The organism is Hydrogenophaga sp. GW101-3F08 (assembly GCF_059424585.1).
In genome coordinates, this window is record NZ_JBWKZP010000020.1 from 1 (window position 1) to 3,019 (window position 3,019).

The window sequence follows — 3,019 nt, forward strand, 5'->3', positions numbered from 1 at the left end:
TTGGCGGTGTCGTGTTTGACGCGCTCGCGCACTTCGTCTTGCGTCAAGGCTTTGGGGGCCACGGTGCAGCCGGCCATCACGGCGGCCACGGCCAGCACCACCATGCTGCGCGGCAGGAAGCCCGTGGCCTGAAGAGAAATCGATTGCATTTTGCTCATGTCGTTGTCCTAAAGAATCAGATAGGGGTTCGGTTGGGCGTTCAGGCGCTGACCGCGGGGCGTGTCACGGCACGCGTCACGGGGCGGTCGCCACGGACTCGGTCGTTGGCCAGGCGCTGCAGCTGGGTCTTGAACCCGGCCGCGGCCTTGGGTTTGACCGCCGGTTCCTTGTCGTGCGGGGATTCCACCCGGTCGGCTTCGGCCGGGGGGGCCGCGGTGTCGGGCGGCGCACTGCGTGTCCCGGCGTCGTTGCGCGTTTCACCCGCAGGCGCCTGGGCGGCCCGCGTCTGGGCGTCCAGCGGCGCCGGTGCTCCCAGGGCGAAGGGGTTGAGCAAGGTGGTGGTGGCCGAGCTGTGCGCGTCGATCATCGCGCTTCGCACCAACGACTCCAGTTGCGAGGCACGCACCGCGTGCTGCACGAACAAGCCCCGCTCCATCACGATCGGCTGGTGCCTCACGGCGTGCTGCACGTGCAGCGCAGGCACGATGACCTGCAGATCACCCACATCGCCACGCAATCCAGCGTCGAACATCAGGCTGTCGGGCACCTGTGCCAGGGCCTCGGCCTGCAGCGGGGAGCCTGCTGGGAGCGATCCCAAAGACGTCGACAAACTGCTGCCCGTGTTGGACTCGCCCACCGCGAACGAGACGTGCACCACGGGGCTGGAGGGCGCCAGGGGTTCCGGCGCAGAACTGGGGCCAGGGGTCGGCGACCCTTCCTTGCCGGGCTGGTCCGGTGCATCCGGAGCGGGAGCGGGAGCTGGGGCCGGCGCGGGAGATGGGGCCGGCGCGGGAGATGGCGTCGGGGTAGGTGCGGGCGTTGGTGTCGGCACCGTTGGGTCGTTCGCTGGCGTGACCGTGATGCTCAGCGTGCCCACGTCGGTGGCGCTGCCGTCGGTCACGGTGTAGTTGACGCTGTCGCTGCCGTTGAAGTTGGCCGGCGGCGTGTAGGTGTAGCTGCCGTTGGCGGCGATCACGATGGTTCCGCCCGCGGTGGTCGTGAAGGTCCCGGGCACCACCGTCAGGCTGTCGCCGTCCAGGTCCGTGTCGTTGGCGTCCAGGTCCACCACCGAGGTGAAGGGCGTGTCCTCCTCGACGGTGATGCTGTCATCAACCGCGACCGGTGGGTCGTTCGCTGGCGTGATCGTGATGTTCAGCGTGCCCACATCCGTGGCGCTGCCGTCGGTGACCGTGTAGTTGACACTGTCGCTGCCGTTGAAGTTCACTGGCGGCGTGTAGGTGTAGCTGCCGTTGGCCGCGATCACGATGGTCCCGCCAGCCGTGGTCGTGAAGGTGCCCGGCACCACCGTGAGGCTGTCGCCATCCAGGTCCGAGTCGTTAGCGTCAAGGTCCACCACCGAGGTGAATGGGGTGTCCTCGGCAACGGTGATCGAATCGTCCACAGCCACCGGAGGATCGTTGGCCGGGTTCACCGTGATGTTCAGCGTGCCCACGTCGGTGGCGCTGCCGTCGGTCACGGTGTAGTTGACGCTGTCACTGCCATTGAAATTGGCCGGTGGCGTGTAGGTGTAGCTGCCGTTGGCCGCGATCACGATGGTTCCACCTGCGGTGGTCGTGAAGGTGCCCGGCACCACCGTCAGGCTGTCGCCGTCCAGGTCGGTGTCGTTGGCGTCCAGATCCACCACCGAGGTGAACGGCGTGTCTTCCGTCACCGTGATGCTGTCGTCCACGGCCACCGGCGGGTCGTTGGCCGCGCCAACCGAAATGTTCAACGTGCCGATATCGGTGGCCGTGCCGTCGGTCACGGTGTAGTTCACCGAGTCGCTACCTATGTAGTTGGCTGGCGGTGTGTAGGTGTAGCTGCCGTTGGCCGCGATCACGATCGTGCCACCCTGGGTGGTCGTGAAGGTCCCGGGCACCACCGTCAGGCTGTCGCCGTCCAGATCGGTGTCGTTGGCGTCCAGGTCCACCACCGAGGTGAACGGGGTGTCTTCGGCAACGGTGATCGCGTCATCCACCGCAACCGGTGGGTCGTTGGCCAGCGTGATCGTGATGTTCAGCGTGCCCACATCCGTGGCGCTGCCGTCGGTGACCGTGTAGTTGACGCTGTCGCTGCCATTGAAGTTGGCCGGCGGCGTGTAGGTGTAGCTGCCGTTGGCCGCGATCACGATGGTTCCACCGGCCGTGGTCGTGAAGGTGCCGGGCACCACCGTCAGGGCATCACCGTCCAGATCCGTGTCATTGGCATCCAGATCGACGATGGACGTGAACGGTGTGTCTTCTGCGACCGTGATGCTGTCATCGACCGCGACCGGTGGATCGTTGGCCGGGCCAACTGTGATGTTCAGCGTACCGATATCGGTCGCCGTGCCGTCGGTCACGGTGTAGTTGACGCTGTCGCTGCCGTTGAAGTTGGCCGGCGGCGTGTAGGTGTAGCTGCCGTTGGCCGCGATCACGATCGTGCCACCCTGGGTGGTCGTGAAGGTGCCCGGCACCACCGTCAGGCTGTCACCGTCCAGATCGGTGTCGTTGGCGTCAAGGTCCACCACCGAGGTGAACGGGGTGTCTTCCGCGACCGTGATGGCATCGTCCACCGCGACCGGCGGGTCGTTCGCTGGCGTGATCGTGATGTTCAGAGTGCCCACGTCGGTGGCGCTGCCGTCGGTCACGGTGTAGTTGACACTGTCGCTGCCGTTGAAGTTCACTGGCGGCGTGTAGGTGTAACTGCCATTGGCTGCGATCACGATGGTCCCGCCAGCCGTGGTCGTGAAGGTCCCGGGCACCACGCTCAGCGCATCCCCGTCCAGGTCCGTGTCGTTGGTGTCCAGATCGACGATGGACGTGAACGGTGTGTCTTCTGCGACCGTGATGGCGTCATCCACCGCGACCGGTGGATCGTT

General features: G+C 66.1%; 1 protein-coding gene. It reads right to left on the reverse strand.

Annotation, left to right across the window (positions count from 1 at the left end; translation table 11 throughout):
* Nucleotides 1-199 precede the first annotated feature (199 nt).
* A partial coding sequence (locus AC07YZ_RS25400) for a cadherin-like domain-containing protein (RefSeq protein ID WP_494796779.1) occupies nucleotides 200-3,019 on the reverse strand: 2,820 nt, incomplete at its 5' end.